The organism is Amycolatopsis sp. cmx-4-54, from assembly GCF_046548895.1.
GTDB lineage: Bacteria > Actinomycetota > Actinomycetes > Mycobacteriales > Pseudonocardiaceae > Amycolatopsis.
In genome coordinates, this window is record NZ_JAEBEJ010000003.1 from 702500 (window position 1) to 720432 (window position 17933).

A 17933-nucleotide genomic window follows, 5' to 3' on the forward strand; every position below is an offset into this window, starting at 1 on the left:
TGCGACCCTGGTGACATGTCGAACCGCCTGAAGGCCGCGACCAGTCCGTACCTGCTGCAGCATGCCGACAACCCGGTGGACTGGTGGCCGTGGGGTGAGGAAGCGCTGGCCGAGGCGAAACGGCGGAACGTGCCGATCCTGCTTTCGGTCGGCTACGCGGCTTGTCACTGGTGTCACGTCATGGCGCACGAGTCCTTCGAGGACGAGGCCACGGCCACGCTCATGAACGCGAACTTCGTCAACATCAAGGTGGACCGCGAGGAGCGCCCGGACATCGACTCGGTGTACATGGCGGCCACGCAGGCGATGACCGGCCAGGGCGGCTGGCCGATGACCTGTTTCCTGACGCCGGGCGGCGAGCCGTTCCATTGCGGCACTTACTATCCGCCGTCGCCGCGGCCGGGGATGCCGTCGTTCTCGCAGCTGCTCGTCGCGGTGGCCGAAGCCTGGGGTGAACGTCCGGACGAGTTGCGTTCCGGTGCCCGGCAGATCATCGCCCACCTCACGGAGAAGAGCGGGCCGCTGCCGGAGTCCGTTGTGGACGGTGCCGCGCTCGATTCCGCGGCCGCCACGCTGCGCAAGGAGTACGACACCGGGGACGGTGGATTCGGGGGAGCGCCGAAGTTCCCGCCGACGATGGCGTTGAACTTCCTGCTGCGTCACCACGAACGCACCGGCGCCGGCCTCGACATGGTCGAGCACACGGCCGAGGCGATGGCGCTGGGTGGGTTGAACGATCAGCTCGCGGGTGGCTTCGCGCGCTACTCGGTCGACGCGCGCTGGGAAGTGCCGCACTTCGAGAAGATGTTGTACGACAACGGTTTGCTGCTGCGTTTCTACGCGCAGTTCCACGGGGTGACCGGGCACGAGTACGCAAGGCGGACGGTCGAGGAGACCTCGGAGTTCCTGCTGCGCGACCTCGGGACGGCCGAAGGTGGTTTCGCCGCGTCGCTCGACGCGGACACGGACGGCGTCGAGGGACTGACCTACGTCTGGACGCCCGCGCAGCTGGCCGAAGTGCTCGGCGAGGAGGACGGCGCCTGGGCCGCCGAGCTGTTCCAGGTGACCGAACGGGGGAACTTCGAGCACGGCGCGTCGACCCTGCGGTTGCGTGACCCGCATCCAGAGGACGAAATGCGTTATGAGCGGGTCCGGCGTGCGCTGCTGGCCGCGCGAAACGAGCGTCCGCAGCCCGCCCGCGACGACAAGGTGATCGCCGCGTGGAACGGGCTCGCGATCGGCGCGCTCGCCAAAGCGGGTGCACGACTGGACCGTCCACAGTGGATCGACGCGGCGGCCCGCGCGGCGGCTTTCCTGATGGACACCCATTTCGTGGACGGACGGCTGCGCCGGACTTCACGCGACGGCGTCGTCGGCGCGACGGCCGGGGTGCTGGAGGACTACGCGTGCCTCGCCGAAGGCTTGCTCGAACTCCATCAGGCGACCGGTGAGCCGCGCTGGCTCGCCGACGCGCTCACTTTGCTGGACCTCGCGCTGGCCCATTTCGGCGTGCCGGACGCGACCGGGGCCTACTACGACACGGCCGACGACGCGGAAGTCCTGGTGCAGCGGCCTTCCGACCCGACCGACAACGCGAGTCCGTCGGGGGCTTCGGCGCTCGCGAACGCGTTGCTGACCGCGTCCGTGCTGGCCGGGCACGACCGGGTGGGCCGCTACCGCGAAGCGGCCGAGCAGGCCTTGGCGCGTGCGGGACGGCTCGCCGCCCACGCGCCGCGGTTCGCCGGCCACTGGCTCACGGTCGCCGAAGCCGCCGCGGCCGGGCCGGTGCAGGTGGCGGTCGTCGGGCCGGATGCGGCTTCACGCGCGGATCTGCTGGCCGCCGCCGTCGCTTCGGCCCCGGACGGTGCCGTCGTCGTGAGCGGCACGCCGGACGCGGACGGAGTGCCACTGCTGGCCGATCGGCCGCTGGTCGACGGTGCCGCCGCCGCGTACGTGTGCCGTGGGTATGTGTGCGAGCGGCCCGTCACCGCGGTCGAGGATCTGCGCTCTCAGCTGGGCTGATCCCTTTTCGCCGGGGGAGAACACGCCTGACACTCGCCTGATACGCGCGTAGCGTCGGTAGCGTTGTAATCATGTAATCGCGGAGGCGAGCATGCACACCTACTTCAGGACGGCGAGGCACATGGGACGTGGAGGCTGGAAAGGCCGGGGCGGCTGGCAGCAGGCGGACATCCCCTCGGCGGACGACGCGGCCGCGTGGTTCGGCGGACGGCTTCCGGAGGGCTGGTTCACCGGAGATCCCCAGGTCACGGTGGATCGCGAAGAGATCGTCATCGTCGGGGAGCTCCAGCCGCTCCCCGGTGACTACGCCGACGACGCCGCCCGTGCGGCGGCCGAAGACGGGCGGATCAGCCGGTTCCGGGAGGAGACCCGCGACGAGCGGATCGAGATCGCCCGCCAGGCCGAGCACCGGTATCAGCGCAAGGTCGCCTGGGGCGCGAGCCTCGGCGGCACGAGGCACCTGTTCACCGCGCATTCGGCGCCGGTCATGACCAGGCTGCGGCAGCCGGAACGCCTGGTCCTCGACACCCTCGTCGACGCCGGCGTCGCCCGGTCGCGGTCGGAGGCGCTCGCCTGGGCGGTCCGGCTGGTCGGGGAACACGCGGACGCCTGGCTCGCCGAGCTCCGGGAGGCGATGACCAAGGTCGACGATCTCCGCTCACAGGGACCGGACCTTTCCTGAGGCCGGGGTCCGCCGCTGTGCCGGAACGTCACGATCGACGGCGTCCGCACCGACGCGAGCATCGCGCGCTCCCACACCGACGCCTGCGATCCGGAGTCCCGCGACCACGTGGTGATCGTGCACTCCCACCCGCGATCACCTGCGGCGGCGAGCAGACCGGCGGCGTTCGACGTCCGAGGGGTTGCCCAACTCACACGTTCGGGGGCCGCAGGTGAGCGATTGCCGCTTCGACGGCGTCGCGAACTCGGAAAACACCCTGAAACACGTCGATGACCTGCGGTTCGAGAACACGACGCTCAACGGGCGGCCGGTCTGATTCGTGCTGCGCCCCCCGATGCGGTGCGGCAGGCTGAACGCAGACCGCACCGCATCGGAGGAATCGTGGACACACCAGGACTTCCCGCGAAGATCGACCCGGACGCGCTGACCACCGTCCTCGATGGACGGTGGGCCGGGCTCCGCCGCGCGGTGCGCGCGCAGATGGCGGCGGAGGACTTCCAGGACCCCGCCGATCTCGATGTCGAAGCGCACCGTGCCCAGGTCCTCGAATGGCTGCGCAAACTCGCCGAAACCGACCGGCCAGGGCTCGGCTTCGATCCGGCGTACGGCGGTGGCGGCGACGTCGGCGGCTCCGTGATGTCGTTCGAGATGCTGGGTTTCGGCGATCTCTCGCTGATGGTCAAGGCCGGCGTCCAATGGGGCCTGTTCGGCGGCGCGGTGCAGCTGCTCGGCACCGAACGCCACCACGAGCGCTACCTGCGCAAGATCAAGGATCTGGAGCTGCTGGGCTGTTTCGCCATGACCGAGCACGGCCATGGTTCGGACGTCCAGCATCTGCGCACCACCGCGACCTACGACCCGGCGACGCGTGAGTTCGTCGTGCACACGCCGGACCGGGGCGCGATGAAGGAGTACATCGGCAACGCCGCCCGCGACGGCGAGCTCGCGGTGGTGTTCGCGCAGCTGGTCACCGGTGGCGAGTCACGCGGCGTGCACGCGTTCCTGGTGCCGATCCGCGGCGAGAACGTGAGCGGCGTCGAGATCGAGGACTGCGGCCGCAAGGCCGGTCTCAACGGCGTCGACAACGGGCGACTCGCCTTCACCCAGGTGAGGGTTCCGCGCGAGGCACTGCTCAACCGGTTCGGTGACGTCGCCGAGGACGGCACGTACAGCAGTCCGATCGAAAGCGACGGCCGCCGGTTCTTCACGATGCTCGGAACGCTCATCCGCGGCCGGGTCAGTGTCGCGGGCAGCGCCGGCAGCGCGACGAAGCGCGCGCTCGCCCTCGCCATCCGCTACGGCGAGCAGCGGCGGCAGTTCGCGCGGCCCGACGGCGAGGAGGTCGTCATCCTCGACTACCGCGCCCACCAGCGGAAACTGCTGCCCGCGCTGGCGACGTCGTACGCCCTGCACTTCGCGCAGGAGGCACTCGTCTCGAAGCTGAACGACATCCCCGAGGACGCGCCGGAGGAAGAGCAGCGAGAGCTGGAATCACGCGCCGCCGGTATCAAGGCCGTCTCGACCTGGCACGCGACCGCGACCATCCAGGCCGCCCGCGAGGCGTGCGGCGGCTCCGGCTATCTCTCGGAGAACCTGCTCCCCGGGCTGAAAGCGGACACGGACGTCTTCACCACCTTCGAGGGTGACAACACCGTGCTGCTGCAACTCGTCGCGAAGGGGTTGCTGACCAGCTACAAGGAGCAGTTCGAGGACCTCAGCCCGTTAGCGACCGCGCGGTTCGTGGCGGAGCAGCTCGTCGAGGCCATGATCGAACGGACCTCCGCGCGCAAGGTCGTCGAGCGGCTCACCGAAGCCGACGACGGCGACGTCCTCTACTCGCGCGAATGGCACCTGAAGCTGTTCGAAGACCGCGAAGAGCACGTACTCGGCGGCGTCGCGCAGCGCCTGCGTAAAGCGGGTTCGGACCCCTTCGGCGTCTTCAATGACGCGCAGGATCACGTGCTGCGCGCCGGTCGTGCGCACGTCGACCGGGTGGTGCTGGAAGCGTTCGTCGACGCCATCGAACGGTGCGCCGACGCTGAGGCCCGCGAGCTGCTGGAGCGGGTCTGCGATCTCTACGCGCTCGCGAACATCGAGGCGGATCGAGGCTGGTTCCTCGAACACGGGCGACTGACCTCCGGGCGTTCGAAGGCCGTCACCGCCGCGGTGAACGCGTTGTGCGCCGACCTGCGCCCGCACGCGCGGACACTCGTGGACGCCTTCGCCATCCCCGAGCAGTACCTGGCGGCTCCGATGCTGCGGGACTGACCGCGTCAAGCGATGTCGAGAGCCGTTCCGTAGAGTTTGTCGGCTTTAAGGGTGATGTAGAGCCTTCGCTCGGCCGCGATGGTCTCGAGGAACTCAGCCTCGTCCTCGGGCCTTTGCTGTTGCGCCGCCAGGTACGCGAGGCCTGCCTCGTCGCCAGGTGTCCGAGTGACTTCGGAGAGTTCCGCTTTCCCTTCCACGACGGCGAATTTCCAGTGGTCGGCGCTGGAGACGTAGAGCGATGCGGTGGGGTTGTCGCGGATCTGCTTGACCTTGAGGCGGTCTTCGGTCGTGCTGATCCGGATTTCGCGGGTTTCGGGATCCCACATGTAGACGACGGTGGAGAGATGCGGGCGGCCGTCGCGCTTGAGGGTCGCGAGGGCGCCGAAGGCGTGCTGTGCGAGGAAGTCGCTGAGGGCCGCGTCGTCGAGGCGGCGGGGCGGTGCGTTCTTGGCCATGAGGTGATCATGGCGCGCCGGTCGAGGCTCCGGAAGAAGGCACTTTCGTGTGCCAGAGGGAACACGCGTGTGTCCGTCCTGGTCAGCGGTAGTGACGTACTTGACGTACTTGACGTACTTGGGCAGACTGGTCATGACTCGATCGGGAGGCCTTTGTGTCCGCTCTCCATTACGACAGCTACACCGAAGCTCGCGCGCATCTGAAGGACCTGCTGGATGCCGCCGAAAAAGGCCGTGTCGCCACAGTTCGGCGTGATTCGGTCCAGGCAGCGGTGGTGGACGTGGAGCGTCTTCGGTACTTCCTCGCGTCGCTTCTGCCCGCGTCCGCTCAGGTCGTCGCCGAGGGAGATGGCTGGTCCGTGTTCATCCCCGGCTTGCCGGTGGCGGCGGACGGGGCCACCTTCGACGAGGCCCTGACCGAGATGGTCGACGCTCTGCGGGAGTACGCGGAAGATTGGCAGTCGCGGCTGCTGGAAGCCCCGAACCATCGTGACAACTGGGGGCTGGTTCAGCTGATCAGCCTGAGTGATGATGATCAGCTGCGCGATTGGCTGGCGGGTACCGCGCGGTGAACTGGCCACAGCCCACTCGCAAGGACCACGAATCGTTCTGTCAGGTCGAAGAGTGGCGAAGAGTCCGTGATGCCCGCGGTCGGTCGGGCACGCATCACGTCACGTACGAACTCGGCCTGATGGACGGCCGCATTCTGCGCGCCCGGATCTCGCATCCTGTGGATCGCACCGGGTACGGCAAGGGCATCTGGAAGCACATCCTTCGCGACCAGCTCGACGTCGACGAGCCGTGCTTCTGGTCGTGTGTGCACGACGGCGTCAAGCCTGACCGCGGGCTTCCCGCGCCGCAGGCCGAAGCTCTCCCGGCCGATCTGGTGCACATGTTGCTCTCCCGGGTGGGTCTCGCTGAGTCCGAAGTCGCGGCTATGACCAAAGCCGAGGCCATCGCGAGACTTCAGCGGTTCTGGACCGAGGACAGCTGACCTACGCGTACATCGCCAGCCAGATCGCGATGTAGTGCGAAACCGCCGCCAGCACCGTGCAGGCGTGGAAGTACTCGTGGTACCCGAAGGTTTCCGGGAAGTGGTTCGGCCACTTCACCGCGTAGAACACCGCGCCCAGTGTGTAGAACAGCCCGCCGACACAGAGCAGGACGAGCGCCGCGACGCCCGCGTGCGTGGCCAGTTCGGGCAGGACGAAGACGGCGACCCAGCCCAGCGCGATGTAGATCGGCACGCCCAGCCAGCGTGGCGCGTTCGGCCACAGCATCTTCAGGGTGACGCCGCCGATCGCGCCGCCCCACACGATCGCGAGCACGATGTACCCGGTCGGCTGGGACATGGCCAGCAGGGTGAACGGCGTGTAGGTGCCGGCGATGAACAGGAAGATCATCGAATGGTCGGCGCGCTTCATCCATTCGTATGCTCGTGGGCTCCACAAGCGACGGTGGTACAGCGCGCTGACGCCGAAGAGGCCGAGCACGGTCAGCCCATAGACCGAAGTGGACAAAGCGGCTATAGGCGACACGGTGGACGCTGCGAGACTGATCAGTGTCACAGCTCCGGCGACCGCGACGAAGAAGGACCAGAAGTGGATGTGCCCCCGCAGACGAGGACGGGTGTCCACAAAGGGCGCGGGGCCGGACGGCTGCTGTTCGGGCTCTACGCTCACTCCTCCCAGATTACGGCACCGTAGGTTTTTGGCCAGTGTCCGTGGCGCGTCCCACTGAGGCTCGCGAGGTGACTACTCTCCAGTGGCGTGAGTCTTCGGTCCTTCTTGTCAGACGTCGTGTACAGCGCCTACGGCAGGCGCCTGATCCAGCAGGCCAAGGGGCGCCATCCACGCCACATCGCCATCATGCTGGACGGTAACCGCCGCTGGGCGCGCGAAGCGGGCTTCACCGATGTCGCCGACGGGCACCGGGCGGGCGCCAAGAAGATCGCCGACTTCCTGAGCTGGTGCAACGAGGCCGAAGTCGAGGTCGTCACCATGTGGCTGCTTTCGACGGACAACCTCGGCCGCGCCGCCGAGGAACTGAGCCCGTTGCTGAAGATCATCACCGACGTCACCGACGAACTCGCCGCGCCGCACACGCCTTGGCGGCTTCGCATCGTGGGAGCGCTCGACCTGCTGCCCCCGGAGGTCGCGAAGGCCCTCAGCGCGGCCGCGGAGCGCACTGAGGGGCACACCGGGATGGAGGTCAACGTCGCGGTCGGTTACGGAGGGCGTCAGGAGATCGCCGACGCGGTCCGCAAACTCCTGCTCCAGCACGCCGACGAGGGCACCTCGATCCGCGAGCTCGCGAAGATATTGGACGTCGACCACATATCCGAACACATGTACACCTCGGGACAGCCGGATCCGGATCTGATTATCCGCACCTCGGGTGAGCAGCGGCTTTCCGGATTTCTGCTCTGGCAATCGGCGCATTCGGAATTCTGGTTCACCGAAGCTTATTGGCCGGCGTTCCGCCGGGTCGATTTCCTGCGAGCCATGCGAGATTACGCGTGGCGGCACCGGCGCTTCGGTTCCTGACCGGTGACATGACGAAGGCCCCGGCGTGCACTCCGGGGCCTTCGACGTCTTCACCGAAGATCAGTGGTGGTGCTCCAGCGAGTGGGCCAGCAGAGCGGGGGTCAGGACGACACCCGTGTAGGCACCGGCGACCAGCGAAGCGGCACCGTAGCCCAGTGCGCCGCCACCCTCGATGAAGGTGTTGTAGGCGTCGCCGAATGTCGGGTCCGGGGTGCCGGTGGTGTCACCGGTCGCGGCGAACGCGGTCCCGCCGACCATTATGATGCCCGCCGCGACGGCGGATACGAAACCAGCCTTTTTCAACAATTCGCACTCCTTGGTAGAGATATCAACGATTGGGGACACCGAATCCGGTGATGGTGTCCCGCGGTGAGAAAATTACTCGCTATTCAGGAGTTGTGACCGTCTGGTAAGCCCATTGTGTGATGTGAAAAAGGTTCGGTTCACTCGGTCCGGTTCTCTGTCTCGGTCACAAAGTGCGGGTCGCTACCAAGCGTGGTAAAACTTCCGATCCCATCAGGTGACCGCCCTCTGTCGCGTTAATCCATCCGGGTCGCATCGGCGAGCGTCCCTGAATAGAGAACATCACTACACTCCGTAGCGGTGACAGGGCGTTGATGACACACGACCGACAGTGAGATGACGGTTTGGCGAATCACCGTGGTGGCTGCCTGCGCGATCGGCCGGACGCAGGTACCTTCCGGAAGTGAGGGTTCGCGTCCCATGCGGACTCTCACGGGAGGCCCTGGTCGTGGCGGTTGTCGACAGGGCGGCACAGCCGCCCAGTGGATGCACGAGGGGGCCGGCACCCGGCCCTCGCGGTCGTGCCGACTGACGCCGAAAGCGTCGGAAGGAACGGTCAGCCAGGGAAGTGCCCGGCCCAGCGAGTGCGGGCGTGGTGCCACGCCCACGAGGGAGATGCCGTCGTGACTGCGCAGCGTTCACCCCGCCAGGCCTCTGGCCGTTCTTCGACCGGTGCCTCTGGCCCGGAGAAAGCCTCGATCTCGCCCGAATCCCAGCGGTCCACTTACGTGCTCGACACGTCGGTCCTGCTCTCTGACCCCTGGTCGGTGACTCGTTTCGCCGAACACGCGGTCGTGCTCCCGCTGGTCGTCATCAGTGAACTGGAGGCGAAACGTCACCATCCCGAACTGGGGTGGTTCGCGCGCGAAGCGCTTCGCATGCTCGACGACCTGCGTCGTCAGCACGGCAGGCTCGACGCGCCGATCCCGGTCGGTGAGCACGGCGGCACCCTGCAGGTGGAGTTGAACCACTCCGACCCCACGGTGCTCCCCGTCGGCTTCCGCACCGACTCCAACGACCACCGCATCCTCGCCTGTGCGCTCAACCTCGCGGCGGAACGCGCGTCGGTCACGCTGGTGACCAAGGACATCCCCTTGCGGGTCAAAGCGGGCGCCGTCGGCCTCGAAGCCGACGAGTACCGCGCGCAGGAGGTGACGCCCTCGGGCTGGACGGGGATGGCGGACGTGGACGTCCCGCAGACCCTGGTCGACGCGCTGTTCAGCGGGCCTTCCGTGGATCCGGCGGAATTCGGGATGCCGGAGGTCGGCGAGCTGCCCTGTCACACCGGCTTGAGGCTGCTCGCGGGAACTTCGAGCGCGCTGGGGCGGGTCACCGCCGACAAGCGGATCAGGCTCGTTCGGGGTGACAAAGAGGCGTTCGGCCTGCACGGCCGGTCGGCCGAGCAGCGGGTGGCGCTGGATCTCCTGCTGGACTCCGACGTCGGCATCATCTCGCTGGGCGGACGAGCGGGCACGGGCAAGTCGGCGCTCGCGCTCTGCGCGGGCCTGGAGTCGGTGATGGAACGCCGCCAGCACCGCAAGGTGGTCGTGTTCCGGCCGGTGTACGCGGTCGGCGGCCAGGATCTGGGCTATCTGCCCGGTTCCGAGAGCGAGAAGATGCAGCCGTGGGCGCAGGCGGTGTTCGACACCCTCGGTGGGCTGGTCAGTCAGGACGTCCTCGACGAGGTCTTCGACCGCGGCATGCTCGAGGTGCTCCCGCTGACCCATATCCGCGGCCGTTCGCTGCACGACACGTTCGTCATCGTCGACGAGGCGCAGTCCTTGGAGCGCAACGTGCTCCTGACCGTGCTTTCCCGGCTCGGCACGGCTTCGCGGGTCGTGCTCACGCATGATGTCGCGCAGCGCGACAACCTGCGGGTCGGGCGGCACGACGGCGTTTCGGCGGTGATCGAGAAACTCAAGGGCCACCCGCTGTTCGCGCATGTCACGCTGACCCGGTCCGAGCGCTCGCCGATCGCGGCGCTCGTCACCGAGATGCTGGAGGACCACGGATAACCGGAACCGGAGGAGTCCTCTTAGGACAGTCCCAAGAGGACTCCTCCGGGTTCACCAGCCGGCGGGCAGGGGACGTCCTTCCGCGAAGCCGGCGGCGGACTGGATCCCGAGCAGCGCGCGCTCGTGGAACTCCTCCAGCGTGCGCGCGCCCGCGTACGTGCAGGCAGAGCGGACACCGGAGCCGATGGAGTCGAGCAGGTCTTCGACGCCGGGGCGAGCCGGGTCCAGCGCCATCCGCGACGCCGAGATGCCCTCTTCGAAAAGGCCCTTCTTGGCGCGTTCGAAAATGTTGTCCGTGCGCGTGCGGGCGCCGACGGCGCGCTTCGACGCCATGCCGAACGACTCCTTGTACGGCTTGCCCTGCTCGTCGTAACGCAGGTCGCCGGGGGATTCGTGGGTGCCCGCGAACCACGAGCCGACCATGGCGGCCGACGCGCCCGCGGCGAGCGCCAGCGCGACGTCGCGCGGATGCCGCACACCGCCGTCCGCCCAGACGTGTTTGCCCAGTTCACGCGCCGCCGCGGCGCATTCGGCGACGGCGGAGAACTGCGGGCGCCCGACGCCGGTCATCATCCGGGTCGTGCACATGGCGCCGGGGCCGACGCCGACCTTGACGACGTCCGCACCCGCGTGGATCAGGTCGCGCGTGCCCTCGGCGGTGACCACGTTCCCGGCGACGACCGGGACTCGCGGATTCACCGACCGGACGGCCTTCAGCGCGGAGATCATCTTCTCCTGGTGGCCGTGCGCGGTGTCGACGACCAGCACGTCGACGCCCGCCGCGAGGACGGCCTCGGCCTTCGCCGCGACGTCGCCGTTCACGCCGATCGCGGCGGCGACGCGCAGGTTGCCGCCGTCGTCGACGGCCGGGGCGTAGATCTCCGCGCGCAGCGCCGCGATCTCGGTCAGCACTCCGGCGAGCCTGCCGTTTTCGTCGATGCCGAGCGCGAGACGCCCTCCGTGGTCGTGCAGGCGCTCGAACACCTCGCGCGGCGGCGTGTCCAGCGGGACCGTGACGACCGCAGGCTCGGCGACGTCGGCGAGGCGGGCGAAGCGGTCTACGCCGGCGCAAGCCGCTTCGTCGACGACGCCGACGGGCTTGCCGTCCTCGTCCACCACGACGACGGCGCCGTGGGCGCGTTTGCCGACCAGGTTCAGCGCGTCGGCCACCGCGTCTCCGCCGGTCAGCACGAGCGGGGTGTCCCACACGGTGTGACGGCTCTTGACCCAGGTGACGATGTCGGCGACCGCGGCCACGTCGACATCCTGTGGCAGGACGACGAGCCCACCGCGCCGGGCGACCGTTTCGGCCATCCGGCGGCCCGCGACGGCGGTCATGTTGGCCACCACGATCGGGATCGTCGCGCCGGTGCCGTCCACGGTGGACAGGTCGACGTCGAAGCGGGACTCCACGTCCGACCGGTTCGGCAGGAGGAACACGTCGTCGTAGGTCAGGTCGTGAGCGGGCCGATGCCCGTCGAGAAAGCGCACGATGCCTCAGAATACCCGCGTGGGACAATGACGGCATGACCGACCGGGACCGTGACGAAGCCGGACGAGCCCGCAACGCCCGCCCGCGGGATGGTCTCGGCAGGCCGCTCCCGTACGGCGCCGACGGTGTCGAACGGCAGCCCGAGGGCATCGAACGGAGCCCCGAGGACACCGTCTCCGAGGCGCAGCGCCTGCTCGACGCGGGTCGCCCGTTTCACGCGCACGAGGTGTTCGAGGACGCGTGGAAGACCACCGACGGGCCGGAGCGGGAGCTGTGGCGCGGTCTCGCACAGCTCGCCGTGGGCCTGACCCACGTGGCCAGGGGAAACGGGAACGGAGCGGCCTCGCTGCTGGAGCGCGGCGCCGACAACATCGAGCCGTTCCGCGAGGCCCGGCCGCACGGGATCGACATCCCGGGATTGCAGGCGTGGGCGCGGAACATGGCCGAAGAGGTGAAGACCCGGGTGCGGGTCGAGCCGGTCGCGCCGCGCCTACTGGGCCAGTAACACCGAACCGGAGCGGTACAGCTCGATCAGCAGCGGCCGCAGCGAGAGCCCCGCTTCGGTGAGCCGGTAGCTGGTCCGGCTCGGGAAGCCCGGCAGCTCCTCGCGGACGGCGAGGCGGCGCGCGGTCAGGTCGCCGAGGCGTTCAGTCAGCACCTTCGCGGACAAGCCGGGCAACGCCGCGCGTAGGTCGCTGAAGGATCGGACGCCGCCCATCAGCTCCCGCAGCACCAGCGTCGTCCAGCGGCCCGAGATCGCGGCGAGCGCGACCTCGACGGGACAGTCCGGCTCCGGCCGCCGCGTGCGGCCGCGGGCGTCCGGGACGAGTTCGCCGTCGAAGGTTTCCGTTTGGTGACCTGCTTCGCGGTCGGTTTCGCTGTCCGCATGACGCATTCCCTCAGTGTGCCGTTGACCGCCGACCCCGCCGAACATCCCTTCGTCTTCCAAACCGCTTTTAATACCGGATCCGCCGAAATCCTCGACACGGTCTACGAGCCGGACGCCGTGTTCGTCCGCCGGGACGGCGTGCGGGTGAGCGGTGCGGAACGCCGGGCCGCGAACGGCAGGATCCTCGCGCTCGGGCAGCCCATCGAGGTCACTCCGCGCCAGGTGCACGTGTCCGGTGACCTGGTCTTGCTGATCGTCGACTGGGTCATCGAGGGCCACCTCGCCGCGACGGCCACCGACGTTGCTCGACGTGGTGAGGACGGGCTCTGGCGCTACGTGATCGACAATCCCTTCGGCATCGACGCACCTTGAGTACTCGACATACCGCGAGTATGTTACTTCGAGTAGGGATACTGCCCAGTAGGTGACGGCGGGAGGAAGCGCGGATGAGCGAGCCCAGGGAACTGCTGGCCGAACCGCTGAAACTGCGGTGCGGCGCGATCCTGCCGAACCGGCTGGCCAAGGCCGCGCTCAGCGAGCAGCTCGGCGACCGCCGCAACCGGCCGACCGCCGAACTGGCCGAGTTGTACCGGACGTGGTCGCGAGGCGGTGCCGGGACACTGATCACGGGCAACGTCATGGTCGATCCGACCGCGCTGGGCGAACCGCGCAACGTCGCGGTGCCGCGGGAGCCGGACGCGACCGAGTTCGAGCCGTGGGCACGGTCGGCGGACGGGACCGAGAGCCGGCTGTGGGTCCAGCTCAACCATCCCGGTCGTCAAAGCCCGCGCTTCCTGTCCCGCCAGCCGGTCGCGCCGTCGGCGGTGCCGTTCGGCGATCGGGGTATCCGCTCGGTCTTCGCGACGCCGCGGGCACTGACCGTCGACGAGATCGAAGCGATCATCGACCGGTTCGGTGTGGCCGCGCGGACCGTCGTCGACGCCGGGTTCACCGGGATCCAGATCCACGGGGCGCACGGCTATCTCGTCTCGCAGTTCCTGTCGCCCTTGACCAACCGGCGCACCGACGGCTGGGGCGGAGACGCGCTCCGGCGGCGCCGGTTCCTGCTGGAAGTGGTCGCCCGCGTGCGCGCCGAGGTCGGCGACGCGGTGCCGATCGCGGTCAAGCTCAACAGCGCGGACTTCCAGCGCGGCGGCTTCAGCGAAGAGGAGTCGCTCGAAGTCGTCCGCGAACTGGGCGAAGCGGGCATCGACCTGCTGGAGGTCTCCGGCGGCACCTACGAGAAAGCCGCCATGATGGGCTCCGCCAAGGCGAGCACCACCAGCCGTGAGGCGTACTTCCTGGACTACGCCGCGAAGGCGCGGCAGGTCACCGACGTCGCGCTGATGGTCACCGGCGGTTTCACCAGTCCGCAAGGCATGGCGGACGCGCTGCGTTCGGGCGCGCTGGACGTGATCGGTCTCGGCAGGCCGCTGATCGTCGACCCGGCACTGCCGGGACGCCTGCTGGGCGGCGAGGACGTCCGCGCCCAGCGTACGGCGCCGAAGACCGGTGTGCGGCTGGCCGACAGCCTGCTCGAGATCCAATGGCACACCCAGCAGATGCACCGGGTGGCCGCCGGGAAACCGGTGGACCGGCGGCTCGGCGCGGTGCGGACGCTAGTACGTGCCGGCGTCGCGGATCCGCTCAACGCTTTCCGGCGGGTCCGGGGCTAAGTAGTCGTCCACCTCGTCGCGGCGGCTGAAGGTGCGGTCGAAACCGACCGCGGCCGCCGCGAGACCGATGAACAGCACACCGATCAGCACGCAGCTGAACGCGACACCGCCGTAGCTGTTGATGCTCGGGTCGACGAACGGGTACGGGTAGAACCCGATGATCGCGCCGCGCACCAGCGTGACCGCGAGCCAGCCGAGCGGGAACAGCAGCGACCACCACAGGACCCGCCACGACAGGTGGCCGCGCGGCCCGAACAGCAGCCAGCCCGCGACGCACATCAACGGCGACACCTTGTGCAGCATCGTGTCGGCGAAAATCGCCCAGCCGTGCAGTTCGTAGAGATCGGCGAGCGCGACCTGGAAGACGACACCGGTCACGGTGATGCCGACGAGACCGGTGAGCCGCAGCACGCCGAACAGCGTCGACCGGCCCGCGACCCCGAGCGCGAGCAGCAGGCTGCCGACGCCGACCAGGATGTTCGAGTCGATGGTGAAGAAGGCCAGCAGGTTGGCCACCCGGCCGGCCGGGGTGTGGAAGGTGCCGCCGGTGGTGCCCGCGGAGACCGGGATCTGGGCGGCGAGACCGGCGATCACCACCAGCGCCGTCGCGCCGAACCAGGCACGCGCGATCTTGGAAGCCTGCATTCGCCTACTTTATGGGTGATCGGGCGGGGACGTCCCGTCACCACCGCACGCCGCCACTCGATCGGGGGCGGGACGCCGCCGGGTCTTTCCGCCCATCGGGTCATATCGCGGGAAGCGATGGACGTCGAGCGGAGGCCCGGACGCCGCGGACGGGTCGCGCGGGGTCCGGCGGAGGATCCGGTTCGAGGTGACCTCCACCTGTCGAACGACAAGATCTCTTCGGACCGCTGCTACTGATGCATTTCGTCCTCTGGATGCGGTAGTTGCACGCGCAAGGACCGCATTCAGAGGGACGAAATGCGGGGGGTTCAGGGCTTGAGGAGGCCGCGGACGGTGTCGATGGTGTCGGCGTCGGTGGCCTCCTTGTCCGGCCGGTACCGCACGACGCGCGCGAAGCGCAGCGCCAGCCCGCCGGGATACCTCGTGCTCACCTGGGCCGCGTCGAGTTCGATTTCGACGACGAGCTCCGGCCGTACGTGCACCACCCAGTCCGTGCGGTGGGTCTCGATCTCCTGGAACGCCTTCGTCTGCCAGGCCAGCAACTCGTCGGTCATGCCCTTGAACGTCTTGCCGACCATGATCGGCGGCCCGCCGTCGGGATCGCGGGCGCCGAGATGCAGATTCGACAGCGTGCCGGTGCGCCTGCCGTGACCCCATTCCGCGGCGAGGACGACCAGGTCGATCGTGTGCACCGGTTTCACCTTGAGCCACGCGTGCCCGCGGCGGCCCGCCGCGTACGGCGACGCGAGGTCCTTGACCATCACGCCTTCGTGCCCGGCGGCCATCGCCGCGTCGAGCACCGCCTCGGCCGAGGCGGGCGCGATCTCGCCGGGGATGACGTGCTCGCCCGCGACCTTCCGCAGGGCGACGTTGCGCTCGGACAGCGGAGCGTCCAGCAGGTCGACGCCGTCGAGGTGCAGGCAGTCGAAGAAGTACGGCCGCAGCAACAGCGCCTTGACCTGCTCGTCGCGGGTGCTGCCGAACCTGCTCATCGTCTCCTGGAACGGCCTCGGCCTGCCTTCGTCGGTCAGGGCCAGGGTCTCGCCGTCGAGCACCACTGACGTGCAGGGCAGGGAGCGCACCAGATCCACCAGTTCGCCGACGCTGCCGGTGATCTCCCGCAGCGTCCGCGTGTAGACGTGCACCTCGTCGCCGTCGCGGTGGACCTGGATCCGCGCACCGTCCATTTTGTACTCGACGAGCGCCTCGGCGTGCTCGGCGATCGCCTCGTCCAGCGACTCCGCCGGCGAAGCCAGCATCGGCCGGATCGGCCTGCCCAAGGCCAGCTTGAACTCCGCCAGCCGCTCCTGGCCGCCTGTCATGGCCGCCAGGCCCGTCACCGGGAGCTGCCCGGACAGCATGAACGCCCGCCGGACGTCTTCGGCCGGGATCTCGGACGCCGCCGCGATGGCGTCCACCATGATCCCTTCGAGCGCGCCCTGCCGCAGCTCGCCGGTGAGCAGCCGGATCAGGAAGTCCTGCTCCTCCTTGGTCATCTTGCCGAACAGCGCCCGCAACGTCTCCGCGCGCAGCTTCACCGAACCCGAACCCGACGCCGCCCCCACCGTGCCGAGTGCCGTGTCGACCTCGGCCACGGTCAACGACGGTTCGGCGGCCGGGGCTGTCTTCAGTTCGGACAGCGTCCGCCAGCCGGCGCCGATGCGGCCCTGCGTCGGCTGCCCGGTGAGGAACGCGATGACCGCGGGCAGTTCCAGCTCGCCCGCGGCGCGAAGGACCGTGACCAGGGTGGCGATCTTCGCCTTCCTGGACCTCGTGGCGGCCAGTTCGGCCGACGCGGTCACCACCTCGGTGAGCAACATGGGTCCATCATGGACCCGGACACCGACAGTTTCGCGCCGAACGCCGGACGGCGACGTCGTGAAGGCCTCCGAGCGGGCTCAGGCGTCCGCGGGATCGGCGACCCAGCTGGCGAGCAGGCGGAGCGCGCGCTCGGTGTCGGAGCCGGGCTCGGCGGTGTAGATCACCAGGGCCTGGCCTGGATCGTCGGGCAGCCGGAGCGTCTCGTAGCGCAGCCGGAGTTCACCCACGATCGGATTGGCGACGACCTTCCACGCGTGCGCCTTCTCGCGCACGGTGTGCGTCGCCCACAGCTTCCGGAACGCCTCGCTGCCGAGGGAGAGCTCGCCGACCAGCTGGGCGAAGCGCGGATCGTCCGGATACTTCCCGCTCTCAGAACGCAGGTTCGCCACGATCTCCTTCGCCACGGTTTCCCACTCCGGGTGCAGCTCGCGGGCGTGTTCGTGGAGGAAGAACATCTTCGGGATGTTGCGCTCGCTCGCCGGCCGCGCGGCGAAATCGAGGGAAAGCGCGGAGCCGAGCGAATTCCAGGCCAGTACGTCGCCATAGCGGTCGAAGATGAGCGCCGGGGACTGGATCGCGTTCAGCATCAGCTGGAGTTCCGGCCGGATCCGCCCCGCCCGCGGTCGTGCGACACGTTTGCGTTTCGGGGCGGCCAGATTGCGCAGGTAGGCCTCCTCGTCGCGGTGCAACCGCAGCGCCCGGCTCAGCGATTCGAGGACGGAATCGGACACGTTGCGCGCCCGGCCCTGCTCCAGCCGCGTGTAGTAGTCGACGCTGATCCCGGCCAGCTGCGCCAGCTCCTCGCGCCGCAACCCGGCGACTCGCCGCTGGTTGAAGCCCGTCGGCAGGCCGAGGTCCGACGGGTCCAGCGCGGCCCTGCGTGCCTTGAGGAAGTCGCCCAGTTCGGCCGTCTCGGTCATGGCGTCGAGTATCCCGGAACGCGAGGGGTGCGTGCCTGGTCCTGACAGACCCAGGCTGGCCGTCGCCGCAGTTCCGTGAAGGCCTCCTTGAGGGACTCTGGGTCCCTCAAGGAGGCCTAATGGGTTGTGTCCGGGCTGGGTTTGGCAGGCTTGGATGTGGTGGCTGCTGGCGGGTGAGCACTCGTGAGGCCTGGGTTTT

At 68.8% G+C, this 17933-nt stretch carries 18 protein-coding genes; 10 read left to right on the top strand and 8 right to left on the bottom strand.

Annotation, left to right across the window (positions count from 1 at the left end; all coding sequences use genetic code 11):
* Window positions 1-15 precede the first annotated feature (15 nt).
* From ACLJQ7_RS13655 to ACLJQ7_RS13665, 3 genes are all read left to right on the top strand, one after another.
* A complete protein-coding gene (locus ACLJQ7_RS13655) occupies window positions 16-2022 on the top strand; it encodes a thioredoxin domain-containing protein (RefSeq protein ID WP_410648547.1) in 2007 nt (668 codons plus the stop codon).
* 121 nt (window positions 2023-2143) lie between these two features.
* Complete coding sequence (locus ACLJQ7_RS13660) at window positions 2144-2704, top strand: hypothetical protein (protein WP_410648597.1); 561 nt, start codon at window positions 2144-2146, stop codon at window positions 2702-2704.
* Between the two features lie 381 nt (window positions 2705-3085).
* Entirely contained in the window at window positions 3086-4972 is a 1887-nt protein-coding gene (locus ACLJQ7_RS13665) for an acyl-CoA dehydrogenase (protein WP_410648548.1), read from the top strand.
* Window positions 4973-4977: 5 nt separating this feature from the next.
* On the opposite strand, the gene ACLJQ7_RS13670 is transcribed toward ACLJQ7_RS13665, so the two are convergent.
* On the bottom strand, window positions 4978-5562 hold the full coding sequence (locus ACLJQ7_RS13670; RefSeq protein WP_410648549.1) for a pyridoxamine 5'-phosphate oxidase family protein: 585 nt from the start codon (window positions 5560-5562) through the stop codon (window positions 4978-4980).
* Between the two features lie 20 nt (window positions 5563-5582).
* On the opposite strand from ACLJQ7_RS13670, the gene ACLJQ7_RS13675 reads away from it, so the two are divergent.
* Both ACLJQ7_RS13675 and ACLJQ7_RS13680 read left to right on the top strand, forming a co-directional pair.
* Complete coding sequence (locus tag ACLJQ7_RS13675; protein WP_410648550.1) at window positions 5583-5999, top strand: prevent-host-death protein; 417 nt, start codon at window positions 5583-5585, stop codon at window positions 5997-5999.
* Window positions 6000-6118: 119 nt separating this feature from the next.
* Window positions 6119-6421: a cytotoxic translational repressor of toxin-antitoxin stability system gene (locus tag ACLJQ7_RS13680; RefSeq protein WP_410648551.1), complete on the top strand. Its 303-nt coding sequence runs from the start codon at window positions 6119-6121 to the stop codon at window positions 6419-6421.
* 1 nt (window position 6422) lies between these two features.
* Here ACLJQ7_RS13680 and trhA read toward each other — a convergent pair whose 3' ends face one another.
* Window positions 6423-7064 carry a PAQR family membrane homeostasis protein TrhA gene (gene trhA, locus ACLJQ7_RS13685; RefSeq protein WP_410648598.1) on the bottom strand — a complete coding sequence of 214 codons (642 nt, stop codon included), beginning with the start codon at window positions 7062-7064 and terminating at the stop codon, window positions 6423-6425.
* 132 nt (window positions 7065-7196) lie between these two features.
* Here trhA and ACLJQ7_RS13690 point away from each other — a divergent pair, with 132 nt between their 5' ends.
* The gene (locus ACLJQ7_RS13690) at window positions 7197-7973 is read left to right on the top strand and encodes an isoprenyl transferase (RefSeq protein WP_410648552.1); all 777 of its coding nucleotides are present in this window, start codon (window positions 7197-7199) and stop codon (window positions 7971-7973) included.
* 60 nt (window positions 7974-8033) lie between these two features.
* On the opposite strand, the gene ACLJQ7_RS13695 is transcribed toward ACLJQ7_RS13690, so the two are convergent.
* Window positions 8034-8279 (bottom strand): hypothetical protein, encoded by a 246-nt coding sequence (locus ACLJQ7_RS13695; protein WP_410648553.1) that lies wholly within the window; start codon window positions 8277-8279, stop codon window positions 8034-8036.
* Between the two features lie 725 nt (window positions 8280-9004).
* Here ACLJQ7_RS13695 and ACLJQ7_RS13700 point away from each other — a divergent pair.
* Window positions 9005-10291: a PhoH family protein gene (locus tag ACLJQ7_RS13700; RefSeq protein ID WP_410648599.1), complete on the top strand. Its 1287-nt coding sequence runs from the start codon at window positions 9005-9007 to the stop codon at window positions 10289-10291.
* Window positions 10292-10342: 51 nt separating this feature from the next.
* On the opposite strand, the gene ACLJQ7_RS13705 is transcribed toward ACLJQ7_RS13700, so the two are convergent.
* Entirely contained in the window at window positions 10343-11782 is a 1440-nt protein-coding gene (locus ACLJQ7_RS13705; RefSeq protein WP_410648554.1) for a GuaB1 family IMP dehydrogenase-related protein, read from the bottom strand.
* A gap of 35 nt (window positions 11783-11817) precedes the next feature.
* Here ACLJQ7_RS13705 and ACLJQ7_RS13710 point away from each other — a divergent pair, with 35 nt between their 5' ends.
* Complete coding sequence (locus tag ACLJQ7_RS13710) at window positions 11818-12288, top strand: DUF309 domain-containing protein (RefSeq protein ID WP_410648555.1); 471 nt, start codon at window positions 11818-11820, stop codon at window positions 12286-12288.
* On the opposite strand, the gene ACLJQ7_RS13715 is transcribed toward ACLJQ7_RS13710, so the two are convergent.
* Window positions 12274-12678, bottom strand: a complete 405-nt coding sequence (locus ACLJQ7_RS13715; RefSeq protein WP_410648556.1) for a winged helix-turn-helix transcriptional regulator — start codon at window positions 12676-12678, stop codon at window positions 12274-12276. The two genes, ACLJQ7_RS13710 and ACLJQ7_RS13715, sit on opposite strands and share 15 nt — an antisense overlap.
* Between ACLJQ7_RS13715 and ACLJQ7_RS13720 the strand changes: the two genes are divergently transcribed.
* Window positions 12670-13044, top strand: coding sequence for a YybH family protein (locus tag ACLJQ7_RS13720; RefSeq protein ID WP_410648557.1), 375 nt, complete (start codon window positions 12670-12672; stop codon window positions 13042-13044). The two genes, ACLJQ7_RS13715 and ACLJQ7_RS13720, sit on opposite strands and share 9 nt — an antisense overlap.
* A gap of 74 nt (window positions 13045-13118) precedes the next feature.
* Entirely contained in the window at window positions 13119-14348 is a 1230-nt protein-coding gene (locus ACLJQ7_RS13725; RefSeq protein ID WP_410648558.1) for an NADH:flavin oxidoreductase/NADH oxidase family protein, read from the top strand.
* On the opposite strand, the gene ACLJQ7_RS13730 is transcribed toward ACLJQ7_RS13725, so the two are convergent.
* From ACLJQ7_RS13730 to ACLJQ7_RS13740, 3 genes are all read right to left on the bottom strand, one after another.
* On the bottom strand, window positions 14292-14993 hold the full coding sequence (locus ACLJQ7_RS13730; RefSeq protein ID WP_410648559.1) for a Pr6Pr family membrane protein: 702 nt from the start codon (window positions 14991-14993) through the stop codon (window positions 14292-14294). The genes ACLJQ7_RS13725 and ACLJQ7_RS13730 overlap by 57 nt on opposite strands.
* A gap of 308 nt (window positions 14994-15301) precedes the next feature.
* Window positions 15302-16813, bottom strand: coding sequence for an ATP-dependent DNA ligase (locus ACLJQ7_RS13735; RefSeq protein ID WP_410648560.1), 1512 nt, complete (start codon window positions 16811-16813; stop codon window positions 15302-15304).
* A gap of 78 nt (window positions 16814-16891) precedes the next feature.
* A complete protein-coding gene (locus tag ACLJQ7_RS13740) occupies window positions 16892-17734 on the bottom strand; it encodes a helix-turn-helix transcriptional regulator (protein ID WP_410648561.1) in 843 nt (280 codons plus the stop codon).
* Between the last annotated feature and the right edge of the window lie 199 nt (window positions 17735-17933).

Coding starts and splice junctions, on each gene's coding strand:
- ACLJQ7_RS13720 (WP_410648557.1), top strand. CDS start 12,670: ATGACGCATTCCCTCAGTGTGCCGTTGACCGCCGACCCCGCCGAACAT.
- ACLJQ7_RS13710 (WP_410648555.1), top strand. CDS start 11,818: ATGACCGACCGGGACCGTGACGAAGCCGGACGAGCCCGCAACGCCCGC.
- ACLJQ7_RS13725 (WP_410648558.1), top strand. CDS start 13,119: ATGAGCGAGCCCAGGGAACTGCTGGCCGAACCGCTGAAACTGCGGTGC.
- ACLJQ7_RS13655 (WP_410648547.1), top strand. CDS start 16: ATGTCGAACCGCCTGAAGGCCGCGACCAGTCCGTACCTGCTGCAGCAT.
- ACLJQ7_RS13740 (WP_410648561.1), bottom strand. CDS start 17,734: ATGACCGAGACGGCCGAACTGGGCGACTTCCTCAAGGCACGCAGGGCC.
- ACLJQ7_RS13670 (WP_410648549.1), bottom strand. CDS start 5,562: ATGACCAGTCTGCCCAAGTACGTCAAGTACGTCAAGTACGTCACTACC.
- ACLJQ7_RS13715 (WP_410648556.1), bottom strand. CDS start 12,678: ATGCGTCATGCGGACAGCGAAACCGACCGCGAAGCAGGTCACCAAACG.
- ACLJQ7_RS13660 (WP_410648597.1), top strand. CDS start 2,144: ATGGGACGTGGAGGCTGGAAAGGCCGGGGCGGCTGGCAGCAGGCGGAC.
- ACLJQ7_RS13735 (WP_410648560.1), bottom strand. CDS start 16,813: ATGTTGCTCACCGAGGTGGTGACCGCGTCGGCCGAACTGGCCGCCACG.
- ACLJQ7_RS13680 (WP_410648551.1), top strand. CDS start 6,119: ATGGACGGCCGCATTCTGCGCGCCCGGATCTCGCATCCTGTGGATCGC.
- ACLJQ7_RS13730 (WP_410648559.1), bottom strand. CDS start 14,993: ATGCAGGCTTCCAAGATCGCGCGTGCCTGGTTCGGCGCGACGGCGCTG.